The 18620-nt window shown below is 40.4% G+C and carries 22 protein-coding genes; 6 read left to right on the top strand and 16 right to left on the bottom strand.

All coding sequences use genetic code 11. From position 1 onward, the window contains the following. Nucleotides 1-169 precede the first annotated feature (169 nt). The gene (locus C6348_RS02465) at nucleotides 170-979 is read left to right on the top strand and encodes a mechanosensitive ion channel family protein (protein WP_034662747.1); all 810 of its coding nucleotides are present in this window, start codon (nucleotides 170-172) and stop codon (nucleotides 977-979) included. A 26-nt stretch (nucleotides 980-1005) separates the two neighbouring features. On the opposite strand, the gene C6348_RS02460 is transcribed toward C6348_RS02465, so the two are convergent. From C6348_RS02460 to fadH, 14 genes are all read right to left on the bottom strand, one after another. Next, nucleotides 1006-1248, bottom strand: coding sequence for a YkuS family protein (locus C6348_RS02460; RefSeq protein WP_003211408.1), 243 nt, complete (start codon nucleotides 1246-1248; stop codon nucleotides 1006-1008). A 50-nt stretch (nucleotides 1249-1298) separates the two neighbouring features. Beyond that, a complete protein-coding gene (locus tag C6348_RS02455; RefSeq protein ID WP_106041746.1) occupies nucleotides 1299-2429 on the bottom strand; it encodes an N-acetyldiaminopimelate deacetylase in 1131 nt (376 codons plus the stop codon). Nucleotides 2430-2513: 84 nt separating this feature from the next. Continuing rightward, a complete protein-coding gene (gene dapD / locus C6348_RS02450) occupies nucleotides 2514-3224 on the bottom strand; it encodes a 2,3,4,5-tetrahydropyridine-2,6-dicarboxylate N-acetyltransferase (RefSeq protein WP_034662753.1) in 711 nt (236 codons plus the stop codon). 109 nt (nucleotides 3225-3333) lie between these two features. Then, nucleotides 3334-3792, bottom strand: coding sequence for a flavodoxin (locus tag C6348_RS02445; RefSeq protein WP_034662756.1), 459 nt, complete (start codon nucleotides 3790-3792; stop codon nucleotides 3334-3336). 16 nt (nucleotides 3793-3808) lie between these two features. After that, a complete protein-coding gene (locus tag C6348_RS02440; RefSeq protein WP_034662759.1) occupies nucleotides 3809-4702 on the bottom strand; it encodes a WD40/YVTN/BNR-like repeat-containing protein in 894 nt (297 codons plus the stop codon). Next, a complete protein-coding gene (locus C6348_RS02435; protein WP_106030776.1) occupies nucleotides 4692-5168 on the bottom strand; it encodes a flavodoxin in 477 nt (158 codons plus the stop codon). The genes C6348_RS02440 and C6348_RS02435 overlap by 11 nt, the downstream gene beginning before the upstream one ends. Before the next feature lie 123 nt (nucleotides 5169-5291). Then, on the bottom strand, nucleotides 5292-6173 hold the full coding sequence (ccpC, locus tag C6348_RS02430; RefSeq protein ID WP_003211236.1) for a transcriptional regulator CcpC: 882 nt from the start codon (nucleotides 6171-6173) through the stop codon (nucleotides 5292-5294). A gap of 95 nt (nucleotides 6174-6268) precedes the next feature. Beyond that, the gene (gene cbpB, locus C6348_RS02425; RefSeq protein ID WP_034663872.1) at nucleotides 6269-6712 is read right to left on the bottom strand and encodes a cyclic-di-AMP-binding protein CbpB; all 444 of its coding nucleotides are present in this window, start codon (nucleotides 6710-6712) and stop codon (nucleotides 6269-6271) included. Between the two features lie 146 nt (nucleotides 6713-6858). Further along, the gene (gene abbA / locus C6348_RS02420) at nucleotides 6859-7050 is read right to left on the bottom strand and encodes an antirepressor AbbA (RefSeq protein WP_003210802.1); all 192 of its coding nucleotides are present in this window, start codon (nucleotides 7048-7050) and stop codon (nucleotides 6859-6861) included. A 149-nt stretch (nucleotides 7051-7199) separates the two neighbouring features. Further along, entirely contained in the window at nucleotides 7200-7715 is a 516-nt protein-coding gene (locus C6348_RS02415; protein ID WP_034662766.1) for a ribonuclease H-like YkuK family protein, read from the bottom strand. Between the two features lie 145 nt (nucleotides 7716-7860). Then, nucleotides 7861-8103: a YkuJ family protein gene (locus C6348_RS02410; RefSeq protein ID WP_003212254.1), complete on the bottom strand. Its 243-nt coding sequence runs from the start codon at nucleotides 8101-8103 to the stop codon at nucleotides 7861-7863. A 184-nt stretch (nucleotides 8104-8287) separates the two neighbouring features. Next, the gene (locus C6348_RS02405; protein ID WP_106041744.1) at nucleotides 8288-9184 is read right to left on the bottom strand and encodes a manganese catalase family protein; all 897 of its coding nucleotides are present in this window, start codon (nucleotides 9182-9184) and stop codon (nucleotides 8288-8290) included. 260 nt (nucleotides 9185-9444) lie between these two features. Beyond that, the gene (locus C6348_RS02400) at nucleotides 9445-10665 is read right to left on the bottom strand and encodes an EAL domain-containing protein (RefSeq protein WP_095285090.1); all 1221 of its coding nucleotides are present in this window, start codon (nucleotides 10663-10665) and stop codon (nucleotides 9445-9447) included. Nucleotides 10666-10729: 64 nt separating this feature from the next. Continuing rightward, nucleotides 10730-11494, bottom strand: a complete 765-nt coding sequence (gene fadH / locus C6348_RS02395) for a 2,4-dienoyl-CoA reductase (RefSeq protein ID WP_034662771.1) — start codon at nucleotides 11492-11494, stop codon at nucleotides 10730-10732. A gap of 137 nt (nucleotides 11495-11631) precedes the next feature. Between fadH and C6348_RS02390 the strand changes: the two genes are divergently transcribed. From C6348_RS02390 to C6348_RS02365, 5 genes are all read left to right on the top strand, one after another. Next, on the top strand, nucleotides 11632-12489 hold the full coding sequence (locus tag C6348_RS02390; protein ID WP_106041742.1) for a metallophosphoesterase: 858 nt from the start codon (nucleotides 11632-11634) through the stop codon (nucleotides 12487-12489). A 156-nt stretch (nucleotides 12490-12645) separates the two neighbouring features. Further along, entirely contained in the window at nucleotides 12646-13143 is a 498-nt protein-coding gene (locus tag C6348_RS02385) for a L,D-transpeptidase family protein (protein ID WP_106041740.1), read from the top strand. 73 nt (nucleotides 13144-13216) lie between these two features. After that, a complete protein-coding gene (locus tag C6348_RS02380) occupies nucleotides 13217-14494 on the top strand; it encodes an MFS transporter (protein WP_034662784.1) in 1278 nt (425 codons plus the stop codon). A gap of 321 nt (nucleotides 14495-14815) precedes the next feature. Then, the gene (locus C6348_RS02375) at nucleotides 14816-15031 is read left to right on the top strand and encodes a hypothetical protein (protein ID WP_003211341.1); all 216 of its coding nucleotides are present in this window, start codon (nucleotides 14816-14818) and stop codon (nucleotides 15029-15031) included. A gap of 717 nt (nucleotides 15032-15748) precedes the next feature. Then, nucleotides 15749-16210 (top strand): YkyB family protein, encoded by a 462-nt coding sequence (locus C6348_RS02365; protein WP_012009774.1) that lies wholly within the window; start codon nucleotides 15749-15751, stop codon nucleotides 16208-16210. Nucleotides 16211-16244: 34 nt separating this feature from the next. Here the strand turns inward: C6348_RS02365 and C6348_RS02360 are convergent, their stop codons facing one another. Both C6348_RS02360 and C6348_RS02355 read right to left on the bottom strand, forming a co-directional pair. Continuing rightward, on the bottom strand, nucleotides 16245-17153 hold the full coding sequence (locus C6348_RS02360; RefSeq protein ID WP_034662787.1) for a chemotaxis protein: 909 nt from the start codon (nucleotides 17151-17153) through the stop codon (nucleotides 16245-16247). Between the two features lie 73 nt (nucleotides 17154-17226). After that, nucleotides 17227-18537, bottom strand: a complete 1311-nt coding sequence (locus C6348_RS02355; RefSeq protein WP_189293899.1) for an MFS transporter — start codon at nucleotides 18535-18537, stop codon at nucleotides 17227-17229. Nucleotides 18538-18620: the final 83 nt, after the last annotated feature.

Below are 18620 nucleotides of genomic sequence, written 5' to 3'. Positions count from 1 at the left end.
TACAATTATAATACTTAAGCGGTTTTTAGTCAATATTAATTAATAATAAATTTAATTAACGATTTGTCACAATCTCTTGCTCCACTTAACAAAAGTTTAACATGTCTTGCATAAGGGAACAAATGATTAGCTTCTCTATTAGAGCATACATAGAAAGGTTTTGAAGAACATGAAAGCATTTGAACAAGTAGATTGGGTTTCCATTATCCTCAATAGCAGTATGATTTTGCTAAAACTAATCGTTATTTTTGCGATTTATTTTATCATCAGAGCCATCGGAAACAAGATGATTAGGCGTGCCTATTCCACATTCTCTGAAAAGCATGACGTCTCTTTATCAAGAGCTCAGACGCTGCAAAGTCTCACGTTAAATATTTTCGCCTACATATTGATTTTTATTCTAGTGGTCATGATCCTCGACTTATTTCATTATAACCCGACCGCTTTGCTAGCTGGCGCAGGCGTTGTGGGGCTTGCGATCGGTTTTGGCGCTCAAGGACTAGTGAGTGATATTGTGACAGGATTCTTTATATTATTAGAGAAACAATTCGATGTGGGAGAATATATAACAGTTGCTGGCTTTGATGGGATCGTAGAACAAATTGGACTTAGAACCACTCAGCTTCGAAGCTTTGACGGCACCCTTCATTTTATCCCAAATCGAAGTATATTGAACGTGAGCAACCATTCAAGAGGGACGATGCAGGCACTCGTTGATATCGAGTTATCTCCAGAAGAGAATGTGGATCAAATGATCACAGCCCTTCAAGCTGCGTGTGATGAGGTACGGGAAGAAATCCCTCAAATTATCGAAGGACCTCAAGTTGTCGGCGTGGAGGCGTTCGGCTCCTCTTCACTCGTACTGCGCATCATAGCTAAAACCGAAACAATGGAGCAATGGCGGGTAGAACGAATCTTGCGCAAAAAAATGAAAGAAGTACTTGATATAGAAAAAGAGCAAAAAGAACCGGGATTATAATCTACCGGTTCTTTTTCTTGTTTGTTTTATTGAACACGCTGTTCTACTTCTTGACAAATTTCATCAGCCGTCATACCTGACGCAGTAATCACAGATGCTTTTGTCGTTGTGTCTGAAATGCCAAGAACATTTGAATCTAGCCCTGTGACCACATAGCAGTCACACTGATCCATTTGCTGTTCATTTTGAATGCGTACAACGTCATACCCTTTTTGCTTCAGTAGTTCTTCTACATCGGATAAAGATGGTTCTACACCAATTCTTGTCATAATCAAGAACACCTCCTGTTCATAAGGTGTACAGGAGGCAGCTTGATTATTCATTCACCTGCTTGCTTTTTGAAATAAGCTGTCATTACGTTTACAGCTGTTTCTATCGCTTTTTCATCAGGCATGAGTTTTGCATGATGCAGGCCATATTCTGAATCGACCCCTAACCAAAACATGAATCCAGGGTATTTTTTCAACATGTAGCCAAAGTCTTCTCCTGTCATGGCTTCTCTGCATTCAACCACATTCGCAAGCCCTTCTCCGGCAACATATGACATAAATTCCTCTGTCAGATCCTTTGAATTGTCCACTTCGTAATAAGATGAAGGGTATCGCACGGTTGCCTTGCATTCGTAGCCAATTTCAATCCCTTTTGCTAGTGCTTCAATTCGCTTTCTCACCTTATCCATAGACTCTGGTGAAAGTGTACGAATAGTGCCGTCAAGCTTTGCATGCTGGGCAATGATATTTTGAGCCGTTCCGCCGGTAATTGTGCCAATCGTAATGACCGCACTATCAAGAGGATCCACATTACGAGAAATAACCGATTGCAGTTGATTTACAAGTGCACTCGCAGCCACAACCATATCATTCGCTAAATGAGGGTAAGCAGCGTGTCCGCCTTTTCCTTCAAGATCTATCACAAGCTCACTCGTATTGGCAAAAAGCAGCCCTGGCTTTGTGGCTATCGTTCCGACAGGATATTCAGGTGCAATATGCAGTGCTGTAATAAAGTCTGGCGTCCACTTTTTCAGCACATCGCTTGTAAGCATCGGTTCAGCTCCGCCTGGACCTTCTTCTGCCGGCTGGAACATAAATAATAGATCTTCTTTGATTGGCTCATGAACGAAATGATCAATGATTCCAAGTGCGATGGTCATATGAAGGTCATGTCCACATGCGTGCATGTTCCCTTCATGTACTGATTGAAATGGATACCCTGTCTCCTCAGGAATAGAGAGGCCGTCCATATCTGCACGATAAGCAAAAACGCGCTCAGGATTTGTTCCCTTTACTTTAACAAAAAGCCCAGTGCGCCACGTTTCCATCTCAACTCGATCTTTTGAATAAGCACCAAGATGCTTGATGAGATACGCTTGTGTTTTGAATTCCTTAAAACCAAGCTCAGGGATTTGGTGTAAATCTCTTCGAATGGATATTAATTGCTCACGATTTAACAAGTGAACTCGCTTCCTTTCCTCTATACGAATAAGACGTGGATATATATCATCCACGTCTATGTCTTCAACTGCGAATTATGTGAATTAAAGCTGACGCAGTTCTTGTTTGATTTCCGTTTTACCTTTTGTTTTTTCATCAATGTCTTTGATTTTCTTTGCAGGTGTACCTGCTACAACTGTGTAAGGCTCCACATCGTTCACAACGATCGCACCAGCTGCTACGACTGCACCTTTACCAATTGTCACACCTTCTAGAACAACAGCGTTCGCACCGATGACAACATCATCTTCTACAACAACTGGTTTAGCAGACGGCGGCTCAATGACACCTGCAAGAACAGACCCAGCACCGATATGACAGTTCTTACCTACTGTTGCACGGCCACCAAGCACCACGTTCATGTCAATCATCGTACCTTCACCGATCACAGAACCGATATTAATAGAAGCTCCCATCATGATGACTGCATTATCACCGATTTCTACTTGGTCACGAATGATAGCACCTGGCTCAATACGTGCTTTAATGTTCTTTAAATCTAACATCGGGATTGCAGAGTTGCGGCGGTCATTTTCCACGACAACATCTTCAATTTTGTCTTTGTTCGTTTCCAGCGCTTCTTGGATTTCGCTCCACTCACCGAAAACAACTCCAGTGTTTCCTGTGATGAACGTTTTTGCATGTTCACCAAATTTAATACCTTCTAAATCACCTTTGATGTAGACTTTCACAGGTGTTGATTTTGTACTATTTTGAATAAATGAAATAATTTCATTAGCGTCCATTTGTTTCATGTATGTATGTCCTCCTCTTAATTTATACTTCATTACTGTACCAAAGGAGAGTTTTAATGACAAGTGAAAGAGTTGACTCTTCAATGGAAAATAAAACAAGCGGGACCGATTACCCCGCTTCCTGCTGGTGAAGATGAACAAATTGTTTGCCAAAAGAAATCAATTTCTCTTCTTCTTCTCCTTCTGGATTCAGCTCAATCTTGACTGATGGCAAGACAATGTCACCGCCAAGTTCCTTTACTTTTTCTTCGATTAGGTCAACAGCTCCGCAAAAATGCTCATAAGATGTATCCCCAGAACCGAATACAGCAAATGCTTTTCCCGTTAAATCAAGCTCTTCCATTTCTTCATATAAATCAATAAAATCATCAGGAAGGTCACCATCTCCCCATGTGTACGCACCTAACATAATGTGCGTGTAATCATTGAGAAGCTCTGCATCAATATCCATCGCTTCATGCCGGTCCACGCTAGCTCCCGCTTCTGTTATTCCTTTTTCAATTAAATCTGCCATCGCTTCTGTATTCCCAGACATCGTGGCATACACCAATAAAACCTTTTCTGTCACTTTTTCTTCCTCCTTATCAATGAATCAATGCCGGCTCCTCATATGGCCTCACAAACTTGCTTTCATATAAACCAGCACAGAAAAAGTTTTCATTTTGATTGGCTACACGAAAACCGTGTCCTTTGATCGTATCAAACCATTTGAGCTCTTTTTGCTCAATATCAAGCTGATACACTTTAGAAAATCCGTGTTCATCTTGTGAGGTGGTCACATATACAATGCCATTATCCTCTGACACATCCAAAAATGATTCCTCTCTAGCAAAGGCCTGTGATTGAATATCATGCAGCATATTTGTATGTAAATCTAAAATTTGAACAGACCCCTTTTTTCCTTTTTTTGATCCTAATGCGCAAACAAGAAGATGTTCCTGACAGAGCAGCATAGAAGCTGTCATCCGGTGCTCCTCTCTGTTTAGGAGGAAAACCTGCTCACTCTCCAAGTCATACATCCATATTCCTCCGTGAACCTCATGAATCTGTGTTCCAATATAAAGGTGATCACCTGCAGCACATAAAGAACGAATAACAGGCGGGTGGTTCACATGAGCAAATGGCTTCATAATTTCCCAGGAAATCCCGAAATCATTTGACACATAAATACTATGTTTTCCATGTGCACACACAAACCCGTCTTTGCGTCCTGTAATAGACCAAACGACTGCATTTGTTGGAAATGATGATAGCGCCCATGTATTGCCTTCATCTCCTGATCTAATCACTGTGCCATTTTCACCAACACCGAATAAATAAGGTCCGATATAGCTGATGGCATGAATTTTATGCTTGAGCTTAAAGAGCTGCTGCCACCCGCTCTCCACACTGTAGTGAAAAATACCTTCACGTTTTACAGCGACAAAGTATCCACCATTTTTAGAAGCAGCAACAGCTGTCGCTCCTTTATGAAACATGATTTTCAACTCGTTTCTCAGACAAAGTGGCCCAAGTTAAGAAGCTCGTGGCAAATTCCTGACAGCACGCCACATCCTCATCTGTATCTGGCGCAAGCTCCATTTTCAATGTCTCAGGAAATACGGATGCCCCGGTTGATTTGAGCATGTTATGAAATGTATGGACAGCCTCACAAAACTTCGGGTAGCTGTAATCTCCAGATCCGAACACAGCTGCTTTGATGTCACTTAGTTCAAGCGTAGAGACCTCTTCATAAAAGTCCTCAGCTTCATAAGGTAAATCACCATCACCCCATGTATAAGAACCGATGAACAAATAATCGTATGAAGAAAGGTCCTCTGCGCTTGTATCATCAAATTCCATCATCTCTGTGTCTATCCCTTTTCCTTCAAGTGTTTGCTTTATGATTGCTGCCATATCTTCTGTATTACCAGACATACTCGCAAATGCAATTAGTGCTTTCATCTATCGGTCACCTCATCTAAATGATAATCATTTTCAATTATTATATGTACACTTTAAATGATAATGATTTTCATTGTCAAATGATTTCATAAAAAAAAGCACCTTCCTCTTCCAAGAAGGTACTTACACCGCATCACTTTCAAGCATTTCTTTGACCACACCGACAAATGCTTGCACCTGTTTTAATTGAAAAGAAGCTTCATAGCCTAGCAGCCATGTGTCACGTCCGATTTGCTCTCCATTCACGTCAACAAGCGGTGTTTTATGAACACTTTTTTCGTGGTCATATAAGGTGACTGAAGGCAAAATGGCGTAGCCGATGCCGTGGTAGGCCATTTGTTTACATGTCTCAATCTGGTCCACTAGAATCGTCTGCTTTGGAGACACTTTAAATTTTTGGTGCCACCAGTGCTGGATTTCCTGATAATACGTGCTGTCACTTTTAAATTGAATAAACGGGCGTTCTGTCTCGATTAACTCGTCCACGTCTTTGATGACAGAATCGACTAAATATAAATGATCTGTCATCAAATATTCCTTTGTTCCCTTCCAATCAGGGTTTCCGCGAATAATTCCAATGTGCACGTGGTCCTCGTATAAGCTTTTGAGCATTTCACTACTCCAGCCGGTCACAAGTGATACCTTCGCATTTGGATATTTTTCGACATACCGCTTTAACACTTTCGGCAGCCAGTGCTGTCCAATAATGGATGCAACCGCAAGCTTTAGTGTACCGTGAATTTCCCCTTCAAGTTCATCGATTCGTTCTCTCACTCGATCTTGCTCAACCGTCACCTCTTTTGCAAATTGAATGATCTGTTCACCTGCCGAAGTCACGGTGAGCCCTTTCTGTGAACGAAAAAAGATTTTGGTTCCCCACTCCTTTTCGATCGTCTGCAATCTTTGGGATAAAGCAGGCTGAGAGACAAAGAGCCGCTCCGAAGCCTTTCTCATATTCAATTCTTCACTAAGCACAACAAGCATATGTAACTCCTGAAGCTGCATGGGCGTCCCCTTTCTCTCTATAAGATTTTCTTATTCCATATGGTCATTATATAAATTATAGCTTATGAAGGCAAAAAAATAAGCTGGGCTTCAGCTCATTTTTTCGCGGCATGAATCACTTCATTTAAGCGCTTTAATACAACACGTCGTGTAAATATTCCTTCAAAGACTTGCTCCTCATTTTCTACACAAACAAATCCATTATTCGTCACAGCGTGAACGCCTTTTAGCACAGGGTCCGTTGTTTTAAGTCTTGGAATATCAGTCAGCATGACCTCTTCTACCTTCAGTTGGTCCAGCTTTTCGAATTCAATTCGTTCTAAACCAAAGATCTTATCCATGATCATATTCGTTCCAATTAACCCATGCAGATGATAAGAAGGATCTAAAACCGGGATGGCTGTATATCCTGTTTTTGTTAGGACCAATAAGGCATGCTCAAGGTTATTTCCAATTTGAACATGTGCCACTTTATCTGCATCAATCATATGCTCGGCTATTGTTGACTCAAGCAATTGAGTTGGTTCTATCTCTATCATGTTTCTTCGACCCCTTTTCTCTCGATCATCAATCATACATTCCCCTTTACCATTAAGCATAAACTAAAACGAAATTTGTCGAAAGATTTTTTCTGCATAAAAAAGATACTCAGCTCCCGAGTATCTAATAGAATGTTAAATCAATATTAATTCTCAAACCTTACTCTGTCATACAATGTGATCAATTGCTTATACGTATTGTCATCGACATTTTTTGTTCCACATTCTATATCATTGATCTCACTGCTTAATAATTCGACAGCATATTCCTGATTCAGCAATACGTTTAATAATAGCTTTTTCTCTTCTTCATTAAAACGATTTTCGATGACGCTCATCCAACATCAGGCCCCCTGTTTCATATATGCTTTTATATTGATTAGCAGGCTTTTGAATGTCTGCTTCCTCTCTATACAGCTAGAATAAGGAACTAGAATCGAATCGTCAACCGCACGTTTCGACAAGGTTTGGAGAAAAATGACGGAATTTATTTTGTGTATCGATTGGCATAGCAAAATGCTGCGTATGAGTCGGGTTTTATTTTAGCTTCAATTCCCATAGCTGTGATCATTCCGGTCATTTCCTGGATCAGCTCTTTCGTACTTCCTTTTTTGCCAATATCTAGATGGGCTTCAAAACGGAGGTCTGCCCCTTCCTCAGCAAACGGAAGAAGCAAATCCATCAGTTCTGTTAAAGGTCCCTCAAGGATGTCTGCACATACCTTTTGGCTAAACGCTGTCTCTAATGAAATTTTTTCTCTAAGACTTTGCACAGGCCTGCTGATCACTTGTTGTGTGAGGCAGCCCCAAGCCCCTTTGCCAATCCGGTGGAGATGAATTGCAGTCATAAATCTTGTGACATTTTGATTGACCTGAGAGTCCGTACCAATTGATAACACATAGGCGGATCTAGGGTCTTTTCGAATAAAGTCTTTCATTCTCATGACGACATCAGAAAACGCTAAATAATCTTCAGAAAGATTGTAGTAAAAAGAATCACTCACAGAAAGGAACTCCTTTTTAATGGTCTCTTATCCGAAATATGCGCTGATTGATCATCTTCCATTTGTACACCGCCAATAATGACACATGTATATTGCCGCAAATAAACGAAGGAATCCTTAGAAAAAACATTTCATACGATTCAGCTTAGGATTGTAGAAGCTCAAAAATCTCAATCGAAATCATATCAATGTTGTCAAATGGGAAAGTATTTGGCTTATCCCCTTGTTGAAAAACAGTCAATTCAAACGTTTGATTCTTTTCGAAATACTTAACACTACAGATTTTCTCACCGTTCACTTCGAAATAACGCTGTGCCGGTTCGTTTGCAGCTTCTGCTGTCTCTTGAAGACTTTGCAGCCTTGTAATGATACCCATTAATTGTGACATTCTAAAAAAAGACTCCTTTCAAAAAAACAACTCAAGATGAACCCGTATTGATTATACACAAGTCCTACAAAGCATCATACCATAAAGTGTTCTCAGATGATATTTTTCCTCTTGAATTCAAAAAAAGAAAAAGAATCTGTTTTTTTAGTTTGAGTCTTTTTTCTGATCTCATGCACCATGTTTTTTATAAACCCGCAGATCTCATCAGCCGTTTGGCAATTTCGTCAAAATCCTCTTTGGAAATGCCTGGGGCAAACTCTTCCGGTAATTCTCTATAATCTGGCACAGGTGCTCCTTGAGGCGTACCCTCAATCACTGTGAGCGGCTTTCCATCAATCGGATGGCTGCCTTTCCAAATCTTATTAATGTCCTTGTAATCCGTATCACTAAATGTGTACAGTTTTGTATGAACATTTTGGTCTTCAAATTTCCTCGCTGAATCAAAGTATTTGTTGTCGAGGTTTGGGATCGGCAACATCTTTCCTAGATCTACACCCGTGGCTACCTCAAGCGCCTTTGCATATGCCACAACATGCACTCCGCCCCTGACGAGTAAATAACCGATCATCTCTCTTGCTGTAGGATGATCTGTCATTTCATATACGCGCATTTTGTGTGTACGAGCTCCGCATTCAAGGAAGAAGTTATGAAGGAGGTCAAGAATCAGGTTGCCGCTTGAGAACACATTCTCCCCGGTCCAAGGTTTTGCCATGGAATCAAACGGATAGCCTGTTTGAGCCGTTTGAATAAAATGCTGTGTATTTCGTTTATCGACAGCCGCTTTCATCGGTGTCGTATCTGGATCTCCGCCATGGGTGGTCCCTGTAATCATAAGATTCACAGCTGTGGTCACAAGTTCTACATGACCGAATTCTTCAGCCGTAATACTGGATACGAGGTCATAAAACGGTTTGAGTTTTCGTTTTCCTCTAAAGTTTAAGGATTGAAACATGTAATTATTTAATGTGGACATTTCACCGAATTTTCCGCCGAGTAATTCTTGCACAGCAGCAGCACCATTTGCATCTGGGTGATCTGGTCTTGGCAAATCAATCAGCAGCCGCTTGTCGCGTTTGATCATGACGTTCCCTCCTACCGTCTAACTATCATCACTTAAGATGTATGGAGGGATTGGGATGTCCTATGCATGAGGGGAAGATGAAAAGCACAAAAAAAACTTGGCGGGGGTAGCGCCAAGTTTTTTGGATCTTGATCTGATAGAGGGGTTGGGGAACAGAGAGTAGCTTCTCTCTATAACTAAATGATAATGATTATCAGTTTCATTGTCAACCATTTTTTATTTCTTTTTTCTATTTAAAAAAACAGCCTAAACGGCTGCTTTTAAATTAATCCATCTTGCTCATATAAATAGGCATACGGAAGGTCTATAAACAAATACATGTCTCCCTCTAACGGATAAGAAAACGTACGTATCCTCTCACCGGTTTCTAAATCGCTGTAAATATCACTGAAAAATCCTTTCCCGCTCATTCTCATTTGGAGAATATTCGCTAGGAAATAAGGGCGCCAGCTCCAGTTTTTCTCGATATATTCAGGCTGAAACAGCCATTCTTTTTCTTTTTTAAAAACATTTCCAGTGATTTGAAAGCCTTCTTCATTACACATATAAATCCGAAAGCTGCAATCCGTTAATTCTAATGCCAGCTTTTGTATAAGTTCATCATTTGTGCTGCATGATTTTTTTAAGGTCGTGACCGCTTGATGAATTCGCTTATAAAATGTTTCAGAATGTTCATAGACAGTTTGAAGTTTCTTTTTCTCATGGGCAATAAATTGCTGAAATTCTTCTCGAAGCTGATCTTTTCGTTTATTGCGGTCGATTAATTCCGCCGCAGGCTCGTGAAGATAGAACCCTTGAAAATATCTGCCGCCATTTCTCCAAGCATACTGCAGCTGGAAATTTGCTTCAATGTCTTCATAAATTAAAGCCGCCCCTATTTTTCTCGCAAGCAATGAAATGCTGTACAAGACATATTCATAGGAAGGAGAAGGAGCCGATGCCCTTAATGCGTGTAAATCTATTTTTAATAGATCGGGTGAGAGCAAGGCAATCCGGTCAAGATTGCTGCTTTCTTTTCCGATATTCGATATGGCGATTTTAATACCATATGTACGAAAATACGTTAACGTATGGTAAAGCTGTTCAATATCGCCGCTAAACGTATGCTCTGTAAATTCGATAACAAACCGATTAAGCTGAATGCCCCTTGCTTCATATTCCTTCAAAAGTTCTAAAAAGCTTTCACCATGATCAAGCATCAGGATATTGGCATCATGATTAATAAAAATGAGCAAATCATCATCTGCTGTTGTGAAAAGATCGAGTGCTTGCGTCAGTACTTTATGATCTACTTCCACTTTATATTCGTCAGGAATAGATGAATCCGTAAAGAAGGAGCCTAGGCTAACTGTTTCAGACTCAAGCTTCATTCTTCCTAAAATTTCATAGCCTATCACTTTTTGCTCTTCCGCACTGAATATGGCTTGATAGTGCGGGAAAACATCTTCAATATTCGTTAAAATATCCAATGGATCGACCATTTTCATCACCTGCTTCTCTCTTTGTGTGATTATAACACATCAAAAGCAGGTCTTACATCGTCATTCAAAATGGGGATTGGTTAAGCCATTGACCCCCATCCATCGTGATACAATCTCCATTTATATATGAGGCTTGCTCAGATAATAAAAAGCTCGCAAGCTCTGCAATTTCCTCTGGTGTGCCCAGTCTGCCAAGAGGAACACTATCTAATGTTCTTTGCGCTGCCTCTTCCGATTCCCACAGTTTATCCGCACCGCCTGTTCTCTCGATTGGTCCTGGTGCGATGGCATTGACGCGAATTCGATATTGCTTTCCCCATTCCACTGCAAGCGTTCGAGTGAGAGATAAAACACCTGCCTTTGCTGCCGCTGAATGCGCCACACCTACACCCGCACCCCATGCATAGGTAGCCACCATATTGATCATACTTCCCCTTTTCTTTTGACGAATCCAGTAATTGCCCACTGCATGACTGCAAAAAAATGTTCCATTTAATACAATATCAATGACAGCCTTCCAGCCGTTAGGAGACAGTTTTTCTGCTGGAACCAAAAAGTTTCCTGCAGCATTGTTAATCAGAGCGTCCACATCACCAAATGTATCTACCGCAAACTTGACCATTTGATCTGCATCCTCTGGGTTTCGCACATCCATTTGGAAGTAAGCGATCGAGCCGCCATTCTGCTTTATTTCATTTGCCGCCTTTTCTAACGTTTCTTCCGTTCTTCCAGTAATCACGACATTCCAGCCTCCGTGTGCCAAATGGGCAGCCATCGCCTTCCCCATTCCGCTTGATCCCCCTGTGACAATCACTGTTTGTTTCGTCATTTGTTCTCCCCCTCTGTGGTTTTGAATGACTATTCATTCATTATTTTCTATCATATCATGATTGACCCTAGATGCACCATATGGGAGATTCATCAAATATGATGCTATACTTAATTTTATTTATAAAGGAGTCTTATATGAAGCAACTTTCTCGGAGACAGTTTTTAAAAGGAGCAGCTGGCGCGAGCATTCTCGGTTTTTTAGCTACAACATGTGGATACGGATATGCCAGATACATCGAACCACGCATGATCGATACCGTGTCACTGACCATTCAGGATGCTCAGCTTCCAGCTTCATTTGACCAGTTTAAAATCGCTCAATTTAGTGATGTTCATTTAAGTGATACATTTCCTGCGAAAGAATTAGAATCCGTCGTCCAGCAAATCAACGCTGAGTCTCCAGACCTCATTGTGTTCACAGGTGACCTCGTTGATTTTCAAGCATCGATTGAAGAGCATGAAAAAGCGAAAGCATATTTGACCAAGCTCCATGCTTCGTTTGGTAAGCTCGCGATATGCGGAAATCATGACTACGGACCATTTGGCATTGATCTTTATGAGAAAACGATGAAAGCTTGCGGTTTTACAATATGTAAAAATGATGTGTTTCAATTAGAAAAAGAAGGGGCGCATATTCAGATTGCTACATTGGATGACCTGATGATGAGTGTGCCGGATTATGACCTGATTAAGCGGGAAGTATCCTCTGATTTATTTACGTTACTGCTCGTACATGAGCCTGATGCAGCATTGGAGTTAAATACAACTCCCATTAACTTGCAGCTTTCTGGACATACCCATGGCGGACAGGTGCAGCTTCCTTTCTATGGCCCCATTCTCACAGCACCTTACGGCCATACATATGTGGAAGGTTTATACGGAAGTTATCAGCACCGAATCTATGTCAACCGCGGACTTGGGACAACAAGACTGCCGCTTCGATTTTTAGCCAAACCTGAATTAACCTTTTTCACCCTCTCCTCTCGCATTTAGACAGAAGCCAAACCGCTCCTTTTTGCATATGTATAATCAAAGATCTTTCTCATGACAAATGTTAGGAGAAACCTTCCTTCGCCTGATTCCGTCCATATATATATCTAGTGACGGACATCATGGCTTCTTTTATTTGAGTGAAAGGAGTGTCCTTTGGTGCTGCGATATACGGTGAAAAATGGAGAAACCCTTGATTCTATAGCGCTTGATTTCCGAACAACAACAGATGCCTTAAAGGCTGCAAATCCGTCACTTCAAGGTCAAGAGCCTGTACAAAATGAGGTCATCATCATTCCTGGTCTGCCCGATCCTAATACGATCCCTTACCGCATCTCTGTTTCGATTTCAAGCAAACGTCTCGTATTGTTTTCTGGATCACAGCTTATTCGGTCGTATCCGATTGCAACAGGAAGAATTTTAAATATGACACCGACAGGTTCTTATTATATTGTCAACAGACAGCCAAACCCAGGAGGTCCCTTTGGCGCCTATTGGCTGAGCCTCTCGAAAATTCATTACGGCATCCACGGTACGAATAACCCGTCTTCAATTGGTAAAGCTGTGTCTAGAGGGTGCATTCGTATGTATAATCAGAATGTCATCGAACTTGCTTCAATCGTTCCAAACGGAACACCTGTGACCATTAGCCAGTAGGAGAAATCAATTGTATGAATGCTTAAAATTTTATATGATATAAAGTGGGATCTTCAGGTTAAGGAGCGTATTTATGGATATTTTTAAAAACAGAAATTTTGTTCGTCTCTTTTTTGCAGCACTTGCTTCGCAAATGGGGACAACAGTAGGCAATATGGCGTTTGCCTTTTATTTGCTCGATCATTTTAGTCATCAGCCCGCCTATGCCACATTAGCAGAGCTCATGTATTCACTTCCAACGATCTTTGTCTTTTTTATGGTTGGTGTAGTAGCAGATCGTTTTGATCGTAAAAAAGTCGCAGAGAATTGCGATTGGATACGAGCTGGGCTGACGATTGTTTTATTCATTGTGATTTATTTCAATTCACTTCCACTTATTTTCTTGATCTTGTTTATACGAAGTGCCATTACGAAGTTCTTCTATCCAGCTGAAGCCTCTCTCGTTCAGGCGATTTTAAATAAAGATCAATATGCCAAAGCCGCTGGCTTAAATCAAATGCTGTTTAGTTTATTCATGGTATTTGGTGTTGGAATCGGTGCTATTATGTATAAGACAATTGGACTTCACGGTGCCATTACCATTGATTTGATCAGTTTTATTGTTTCAGGCATCCTGATTCGTTCATGTAACATTCCAATTGAAGCACGTCAGCCAAATGGACAAGCAGGCTGGAGAGGCATGACCATTAAAACGTCTCTAAAAGATTTTAAAGAAGGCATTCTTTACATTATAAAAAATAAATTATTGGCTTCTTTAATTTTTGGCTTTTTTGTTTTTGGTCTAGTCAATGGCGCATTTGCTGTACTTCCGATGTTTACAATGAAATATGGCCTTTCACCGGACCATTTTGAACTGCATACATCCTTCTTTACAATAGCGATCGGTGCCGGTCTACTTGTTGGCAGCTTAATGGGCTCTGTTCTCGCTAAAAAAGTAAAGATGCAATATCTCATGTCGCTTCCAATATTGGTTGCAGGCATTCTGATTTTTGTACTTGGTTCCACCCATACACTATGGTTGTTTTATGTCACATCATTTGTCATTGGTACATGTATTGGACCGGTCAACATTGTCATTGGCGGCTGGCTGCCGAGAATCGTCCATCCTCGTCTGATGGGACGTGTGTCAGGATGGGTTGATCCACTTACCATGTTTGCTCAATCCATGACATTAGGTTTGATTGCGGTACTATTTCCAAAACTCATTACAAACGTTTCTTATATTTATTACGGAATGGGCGTTATTATTTTACTCGTTTTCCTTTTTTACTTCATTACACTGCCGAAGTTCAGCAGAGAAGCTGCCGACTTAGACGTGCAGCGAGAACTAAAAGGCCAGGGAGCGCAATAATTGAACAGGAAAAAGGGCTTTCTTTAAAAGGAAGTCCTTTTTTTCATAGCTGAAACGCCCTACGACGTTATTTACTCTGTTGATTGAAGCTATTTGAAGCAACAACAACCAATAGAGGAGTCAACATGCCCTTCAATCGATCCATTCTTCTCTTTTAACTTTTACCTCTTACATCCATTCTATCAATCCCTTTCATTATATAGCCTTTATTTCTTTTTTTTCAAAAAACAGGAACGTGTATAAAATTGCAAAAAATTTTATAAAATTTCTTTACATCTTTGGAAGTTTTATAGTAGGATAGTCAGGTTGGAGGTGAGGGGTATGCTAAAAAGTTATTATTTTATTCATACAAAAGATGATCAAGGACAGTATGTTGTACATACAGAAGATTGTGCATTTTTAGGTGATGCTGCAAGCCGTAAATTGATTGGTCTGCACATGAGTGGCGAGAGCGCCATTGATGAAGCTAAACAAATGACGAATGAAACTGATTTTAATGGTTGCTTCTATTGCGCTTATTCAAGTCATAAGAAATAGACCATGTTGTTAAACCATATGTTCGACATGTTGTCAGGCATATGGTAAAGTTTCAGACGCAATATGTAAAAATGAATCCAAATTGAGAAACTACCCATTTATTTAAAATAGGTAGTTATCATGAACTAATAGTTCACTTCATATATATTTCATTCAGTCAATTCTTCTGCCCTTCTTGCAATGAACGTCTCTTCTCCTTTGCCCACCAATGACACCGTCAGCAATGGATTCGCCAACATTATCGAAAAGATGCTACTTCAAGATATCCCTCATGCTGGTCAGCTAAGCCGCTCTGAATGCTGCAGATCCTTCAATTAAGAAGTTTATAGAAGTTACCTCCTCATTATGTGAAAGTTCAACAATGCCTCATCCTGCTTCAAAAAACGGACTTCAATACAGAAATTGCTTACCAAAGCAGCTTCAACTATGCTTAAAAGAATGAATATACAACACCTTTAGCATATAGAAAATGAAATGCGCCGCATTCTTTCCACCTGAAACAGATAGAAGAAAAATCACAGTGAATAGATGCTGTGTCTTTGCTGATCATTCTGCCATTTTTATATTCAACCACGTTTTAGAACCCTCCTGAATGGCTATTGGAGATAAGAGGGCTGGGAATCCTATCGCTTTTACAATAACTCTATTTGCAATTTACTAATAAAAACGTATAATTTATACTAAGCACAGGAAGACGAAAGACAAAGGAGAGAAAAAATGGACGATTATGCTCATACTAAAGACATAGAACCTACAGCAGAAAACATCGCAAAAGCCATTTATACCGTTAACCGCCATGCTAAAACCGCACCAAATCCCAAGTTTCTTTATCTTTTGAAAAAACGTGCGCTGCAAAAACTATTGCAAGAAGGTAAAGGAAGAAAAGTGGGCCTACATTTCTCTAACAATCCCAAATATAGTCAACAACAGTCCGACGTGCTGATTGAAATTGGAGATTATTATTTTCACCTGCCACCAACCAAAGAAGACTTCGAATTTTTGCCACACTTAGGAAATTTAAATCAATCATATCGCAATCCGAAAGCGAATATGTCATTAAACCGAGCAAAGCAGCTACTTCAAACGTATGTCGGTTTAAAAGAAAAACCTACCGCCACAAAACAAAAATCACATTACACAAAGCCCGTCTTCAAACGACTCGGGGAAAGTTATTTTTAAACAAAAAAACCACTCATGCCGAGTGGTTTTTTGTTTAGATAATAAAGTGATCGACTTTTTCAATCAGCTGATGAATTTCTGGTTTACTAATTTGATCATCTGCACCGATTGTTTCCCCTTTATGGCGCAAATCTTCAGTGATTAACGAAGAGAAGATGAGAATCGGTATGGAACTCGTTAAAGGATTTTCCTTCAACAGTTTCGTTAATCGGTGACCATCCATTTTTGGCATTTCAATATCCGTAATAATCATATCAATTTCTTCTGTCACACTGATTCCTTTGCTGACAAGGTCCATGACGTGGTCATATGCCTGTTTGCCATCTTCAAAGGTCACAATGTTTTTATAGCCTGCTTCGGTTAATTCATTTGTTAATAAACGCATGAGAAGCGGAGAGTCTTCAACGACATAAAGCTTCTTCCCTGTTCTTCTCTCGTCTTTCTCACCGTCAAACATATGATACGTTTCTACTCCAGAAGCGGATTCAATATCATAAATGATTTTCTCATAATCTGGAAGGAAAATCATTTTTTCATCAAGCTTAATGATGCCCGTTAAATGACGGTCCATCCCTTGATTGAGTGCAGTTGGCTTTTCAATTTCTTCCCAGCTGACGCGGTGAATTTGTGATACCGTTCCTGTATGGAACACAAATTTCCGTTGGTTGAATTCAGTCACAATATATTTCTCTTGTTCTGACTGATCTGACTCGACATTAAAAAAGGAAAATAGATTGATGACTGGTAAAATCTCGCCTCGTAAACTAATCATCCCTTCTACATCTTGATGAGAGTGCGGTACAACCGTCACCTCAACCGGCTGAATGATTTCTCTTACTTTCATGACGTTAATGCCGAATTGATTTGAACCAATTTCAAACTTCACAATTTCCAATTCATTGGTACCAGAGTCAAGTAAAATTTCTTGTTTGTTTAAAGCCACGGAAATCCCTCTATTCTTCAATATAAGATTGTACTTTTTATATCGGCAGCATAGGTAAAAAGTTGACGTTTCTTTACGCTTTCTCTCGTACGAATTGATGAATCACAAGTCCTATCGCCGCAAGAATGAGTAAAGACCCTAGTGCAAGGCGGCTTGCGAGATTTCCGTGCTCTGCAAACAGCAGAGTGACTGAGCCATAAATGATGGGTCCAATAATGGAAGACACCTTCCCTGAGAATGCAAAGAGACCAAAGAACTGTCCTCTCTTTTCCTTAGGTGTCAGCTCAATTATCAATATTCGTGATGCCCCCCAGCTTGCGCCGAGTGAAATTCCGAATAAACTGCCGGCCACCCAGAAAACCCATTCCGTTGTGGCTGTCACAGCCAAAATCAGGGCCACGATCAAAATCACATACACGACTGTAATCGAGCGCTTTGCCCCAATCGCCTTTGTGATATATCCAAATAGAAAGGAGCCAATGATACTTGAAATGGTCGACACCAGATAAAGCAGAATAAATTGCCCAGCGGTAAAACCAATGATGATTTTGGCATAAACAGCCATCATCGCAATCGCTGTCTGTAAGGCATCATTCATAAAAAAGAAAGCAATCATAAAGATAAAAGCCGGCTTGAATTGCTTCATCTCTTTAAACGTGCGAATAATTTCTTTATACCCGCTGAAAAATGACGCCTTTTTCTCTTGCTGCGGCAGCGGATGAGGGTCTTTTACAAAAAAGAGAAAGGGCAGGAAAAAGAGAAAGAATAAAAGCGCTGTCGGAATAAATGCTTCATGAAATTGGTCATTGCCGACAAGTAAATAAACTGAGAGACCGACAAGCGTCCCTAAATAACCAACGGCAATGCCAAACCCAGAAATAAGCGGTATTTCATCCTTTGTCCCAAGATCGGGCAGAATGGTGTCATAAAACACTAGGCTCGAGTGATAGAAAAATTTTGCGATCACAAACAAGGTGACCACTACTAATAAGGAGACAGGCAGCCCAAACCATTCGCTTGAGAAATCAATTCCAGCAAAGATCCCCATCAAAAACGTACAAGTTATACATATTAAAGTAAACACTGTGATGTAGCGCTTCTTTTTTCCTGTACGATCGATCAGAACCCCGTATAATGGTGTAAACATGACGAGAAAAATGCTGGCTAGTGCGTTTGCATAAGAAATAAACGTACTGGCGATCTGATCCATTCTCGCACTTTCTCCAATCGTTTCCTGCAAGTAGAACGGGAAGAAAATGGTGATCATATTGGATGAAAATATCGTATTTGCAAAGTCATACAATGCCCAGGCCAAAACGGGTGCTGTCAAAAACAACCCGAAGCCTGCCCCTTTTTTCTGCATGGTCTTTTTTCCTGTTCTCAATCGTTTGTCTCCCTTCCCTGCCTGATTTTTCACTATCATTCTATTTTATGTCATGCTTCCCTCTCCCATACAAGCAATCTATA

The organism is Bacillus sp. YBWC18 (assembly GCF_002998775.1).
Classification (GTDB): domain Bacteria; phylum Bacillota; class Bacilli; order Bacillales; family Bacillaceae; genus Bacillus.
This window is presented reverse-complemented; position numbering and strand designations above follow the sequence as displayed.

Excerpts from the sequence above, each read along its gene's own strand:
- C6348_RS02465 (WP_034662747.1), top strand. The coding sequence starts at position 170 with ATGAAAGCATTTGAACAAGTAGATTGGGTTTCCATTATCCTCAATAGC.
- C6348_RS02460 (WP_003211408.1), bottom strand. The coding sequence starts at position 1,248 with ATGACAAGAATTGGTGTAGAACCATCTTTATCCGATGTAGAAGAACTA.
- dapD (WP_034662753.1), bottom strand. The coding sequence starts at position 3,224 with ATGAAACAAATGGACGCTAATGAAATTATTTCATTTATTCAAAATAGT.
- C6348_RS02440 (WP_034662759.1), bottom strand. The coding sequence starts at position 4,702 with ATGTTTCATAAAGGAGCGACAGCTGTTGCTGCTTCTAAAAATGGTGGA.
- C6348_RS02435 (WP_106030776.1), bottom strand. The coding sequence starts at position 5,168 with ATGAAAGCACTAATTGCATTTGCGAGTATGTCTGGTAATACAGAAGAT.
- ccpC (WP_003211236.1), bottom strand. The coding sequence starts at position 6,173 with ATGCAGCTTCAGGAGTTACATATGCTTGTTGTGCTTAGTGAAGAATTG.
- cbpB (WP_034663872.1), bottom strand. The coding sequence starts at position 6,712 with ATGATAGAGATAGAACCAACTCAATTGCTTGAGTCAACAATAGCCGAG.
- abbA (WP_003210802.1), bottom strand. The coding sequence starts at position 7,050 with ATGAGCGTCATCGAAAATCGTTTTAATGAAGAAGAGAAAAAGCTATTA.
- C6348_RS02410 (WP_003212254.1), bottom strand. The coding sequence starts at position 8,103 with ATGTCACAATTAATGGGTATCATTACAAGGCTGCAAAGTCTTCAAGAG.
- C6348_RS02405 (WP_106041744.1), bottom strand. The coding sequence starts at position 9,184 with ATGATCAAACGCGACAAGCGGCTGCTGATTGATTTGCCAAGACCAGAT.
- C6348_RS02400 (WP_095285090.1), bottom strand. The coding sequence starts at position 10,665 with ATGGTCGATCCATTGGATATTTTAACGAATATTGAAGATGTTTTCCCG.
- fadH (WP_034662771.1), bottom strand. The coding sequence starts at position 11,494 with ATGACGAAACAAACAGTGATTGTCACAGGGGGATCAAGCGGAATGGGG.
- C6348_RS02390 (WP_106041742.1), top strand. The coding sequence starts at position 11,632 with ATGAAGCAACTTTCTCGGAGACAGTTTTTAAAAGGAGCAGCTGGCGCG.
- C6348_RS02380 (WP_034662784.1), top strand. The coding sequence starts at position 13,217 with ATGGATATTTTTAAAAACAGAAATTTTGTTCGTCTCTTTTTTGCAGCA.
- C6348_RS02375 (WP_003211341.1), top strand. The coding sequence starts at position 14,816 with ATGCTAAAAAGTTATTATTTTATTCATACAAAAGATGATCAAGGACAG.
- C6348_RS02365 (WP_012009774.1), top strand. The coding sequence starts at position 15,749 with ATGGACGATTATGCTCATACTAAAGACATAGAACCTACAGCAGAAAAC.